This window comes from Segatella sinensis, assembly GCF_040095255.1.
Taxonomy (GTDB): domain Bacteria; phylum Bacteroidota; class Bacteroidia; order Bacteroidales; family Bacteroidaceae; genus Prevotella; species Prevotella sinensis.
The window spans coordinates 1-3301 of sequence record NZ_JBBNGE010000103.1; the positions used below are offsets into that span (position 1 = coordinate 1).

The window sequence follows — 3301 nt, forward strand, 5'->3', positions numbered from 1 at the left end:
TTCTTGTCTCCAACAAATACAGATGCCTCTACCCAAGCCTTTGGTTTCGTATAGAGAATGATACCCAATTGCTTCACAAGTTCTTCTCTCAACTGTTCTGCCTCCTGATGTGAAAAATTTCCCAAAGGCTTTAACTCTATGACATAACCCAATGGAGGATCAGCAGGGAGGCTGTCTCCCATGATTTCATTGCCATGGCTCTGATTTCCATTGTAACAACCTGCTAAAAACAGGATTGAGATTCCAGCTATAAACAGCAATAACTTCTTCATAGAATATTCTTTTTATTTGTATTTTGCATAAATCAATACCGGTCTTCTCCTAGAAGATTCCTTGTATATCTGCATCACTTTCTCCACGCAGCTCCTTGATACAGTAAAGCAGCCACGACTCTCTGTTCCCTGCGGAATATACTCCTTCTCACCGGAGAATTTTGTCACCTTGCCAGCAGAATGAATCAGGATGCCACGGGCTTCTGCCAGATAATTGCTCTTGTCGAGCCCTCGAAGGCGAACGCAGTTCTTGAACTTCATTCCACCTTTTCCTATCATGAAATATCTTCCAAGACTCGTGCATCCACTTCCAGGGTTATTACTGAACTTTGGCTGGGCTGCTGTATTTCCCTTACCACTTCCATGCATGCAATAGCTGCTCATCACCCTTTTGCCACGCTGCAAGTCATAGATAAAGAACCTCTTCTTGCCAGATGGTTTGGAGAAATCCACTAGGATATAGTAATCCGTACTGTATCCTCGTCTATCACAATAGTCTCTTACTTGCGTCAGGCTCTCACAATCCACCTGATGGTACCACTCTTTAGCATCCACCGTATTCTTAAAAAACGGTTTTGTGAACCTATTATAAATAGGTGGAACGAAAAGAACACCGATGACAAGCAGAACCAGTATTCCCAATATAATCAATAACTTCTTCATAATAATGCAAAAGTAGAAAAAAATAAGCAAGTAATGATGCTATCCATACGTGGATTGTATCAAATACTCGCTTATGTGTATGAAATCATCAATGCCTATAGCATCAAATCGTTGATGGTTGTACCATTCATGAATCTGCTTAAATCTACCCTTTCTCCAATACCATGCAAATGTCCGGTTTCTGAATACTGCCAGATATTGCACTTTCCTCTGCCGTCGATAGAGGGTTGTCGGGAGTTATAATTGGCGATGAAGAGATAAAAGCGATTGAACTTCGCCCCCATCTCCTTATTATAGAAGCTCTCGTTGCTATAGATGATAGGATACTTGCCATAGTGTTTCTTCACCAAGTCAGCAAACACCTGTATGCTATCCTGCAGCTGTCGTCCCTTCCATCTTCCCTGGATGCCTTTCTCCTCCACATAAACTTCATCTTATTTGTGTGAGCATCAAGCCTATTTAGTTAATATTCAGAATAACTCTTCGGTATGACGTGAGTGCAGGGATGCCAGCATCTGTTACCTGCAGAATAACATGACAGTCTTTGCCTCTGGCATCAGCGGGAACCATTACCCGACAACGGTTTTGGTCTTTTTCTATGATAGTGACATCCCCTTGATATCCACTTGCCTCACGATAGATACTCCAATCAAAAGTAAGAGTATCTCCATCAGGATCAGAAGATTTGGAGGCATTCAATACTATCGTTTTCCCTGCCTTGCAAGTGACATGCACACTGTTTAGCGAACGGTCTTTACCAACAACTGCCACGGGATGATGGTTGGCAGCCTTGTAGTCTGCCTTCACCGTCCATTGCATTCTGGCAATAAAATCATTATATATTGCATCCTTCCATCTGGTGATAGCCGCACTACCTTCTTTCGCTGCAGGAATCATGTAGTAAGGATCATACTGCGGTTCGTCAAGACCGTTGCGTTTCACCCAGTCCATACCTCTGATACCAGCAACCTTTCCTGTAGAAAAGCGACCACCCCATCCTCCATATTCTGGATGTTCGGGGTCATTCAAGCCATTGCTTAGACAATACATAAATGACGGAGAATCACCTTCTGTGGCCCAGATACGATTAGGATAGCATTTTCCCAAGGGCCCAACCTCTTGTACGTTTTTACAAACCCACTCATCGGACGGTGGCCATCCATAAATCTCCGTATTGCGGATATAGACGAGGTTGGGATAGTTTTTGACGATCCATGCTCCTGCATCGTCCTGTCCCAATACATCATATACTCTGACCTTGCTAACAAATCGCTCCACTTGTTCTGCCGTTCGAGTGTGACTCACTTTCCAAAGTGCCTGTGCCAAAGTGTTGAGTCCGGACCATGCTGTAATCCATATAGGACGTTCATCATCTTTATCGATGGTTTTGATTAACCACTCAGAACCCTCACTATCCTTACCTTCTCCTACACCGTGCATGGCTGCCTCCGCTTGTCCGACCTTTACAACAGACCGTAGATACGATGCCGTTGGAAACTTGTTGCTGTGCACTTGCAAGTTAGGATAAACCTCTTCATAGGCATCAATCACTTGATTGATAAGGGTAACAGCGCCATTTCCGTATGGCACCCATGCATGTTGAGAAATAAAGCCTTCAAGTTCCACTCTATCGAGTGAAACAAGCAGATGTACCATCGACTGTGTGTCGTCAGGATCTGACCCTCCAATATCCGACATCACAATCATTCTTGTTTGTGCCAAAAGACAACTGCATAACAGCGCAGAAAGAGTAACGAATAGCAATCTTTTCATTTTTTTACTTTGTTCCTAATTTCCGCAACACTATAATTTAATATTTTTTATAAGCACCTGAGCAACAAAAAGTTGCTCAGGATTTTGCCATGTCAGAAATTTCACTTATCTTAGTGTTGCAAAATAAAAACAAACAAAATTCTGAATGACATGGCAAAAGTACAAATAAAATCTGAGAAACTCACTCCTTTTTGGGGATTTTTTTTCGATTATGGAGCAATTTGATGCTCTTTTAGCTCAAACAATAGATGCCACCTTGGGATTGAGATGCACTATGTTTGAGCCCACTTTAAAAAGTAAGGCCTGTTTAAAATGTTTATATTTCATGATAATAATCTTCGATTTATGCTGTTATCTGGAATATTTTTCGTATCTTTACACCATCAATCAAACAGAATGACTATGTTTAAAAAGACAGGTCCGAATCCTCAGTTAGATATATTCACGGCTCCCTCAATGCAGTTAGGAAGTCGGGCTTCAAAGAAGTATTCTGACCCCAACGCATGGCATAACCAGTTTTATAGTCTCGTGACAACCAAGATTGATGAGGAGATATTCAAGCCTTTGTTTCCAGAAGGCAAGAAGAGCGGCCG

Annotated in this window: 4 protein-coding genes and 2 pseudogenes; 2 read left to right on the forward strand and 4 right to left on the reverse strand. The window is 42.1% G+C overall.

What is annotated here, in order from left to right; translation table 11 throughout:
• The 4 genes from AAAT87_RS15105 to AAAT87_RS15120 all read right to left on the reverse strand — a co-directional run.
• Positions 1-272 (reverse strand): hypothetical protein (locus tag AAAT87_RS15105; protein WP_349226887.1); only part of this gene is annotated, 272 nt, incomplete at its 3' end.
• A 12-nt stretch (positions 273-284) separates the two neighbouring features.
• The gene (locus AAAT87_RS15110; protein WP_349226888.1) at positions 285-935 is read right to left on the reverse strand and encodes a murein L,D-transpeptidase catalytic domain-containing protein; all 651 of its coding nucleotides are present in this window, start codon (positions 933-935) and stop codon (positions 285-287) included.
• A 95-nt stretch (positions 936-1030) separates the two neighbouring features.
• The gene (locus AAAT87_RS15115; protein ID WP_295024945.1) at positions 1031-1357 is read right to left on the reverse strand and encodes a GH25 family lysozyme; all 327 of its coding nucleotides are present in this window, start codon (positions 1355-1357) and stop codon (positions 1031-1033) included.
• Positions 1358-1394: 37 nt separating this feature from the next.
• The gene (locus tag AAAT87_RS15120) at positions 1395-2708 is read right to left on the reverse strand and encodes a nucleoside hydrolase-like domain-containing protein (RefSeq protein ID WP_349226889.1); all 1314 of its coding nucleotides are present in this window, start codon (positions 2706-2708) and stop codon (positions 1395-1397) included.
• Positions 2709-2858: 150 nt separating this feature from the next.
• On the opposite strand from AAAT87_RS15120, the pseudogene AAAT87_RS15610 reads away from it, so the two are divergent.
• Positions 2859-2988 (forward strand): annotated as a pseudogene (locus tag AAAT87_RS15610) (IS1380 family transposase); the annotation flags it as partial.
• Positions 2989-3104: 116 nt separating this feature from the next.
• A pseudogene (locus AAAT87_RS15125) lies at positions 3105-3301 on the forward strand (transposase); the annotation flags it as partial.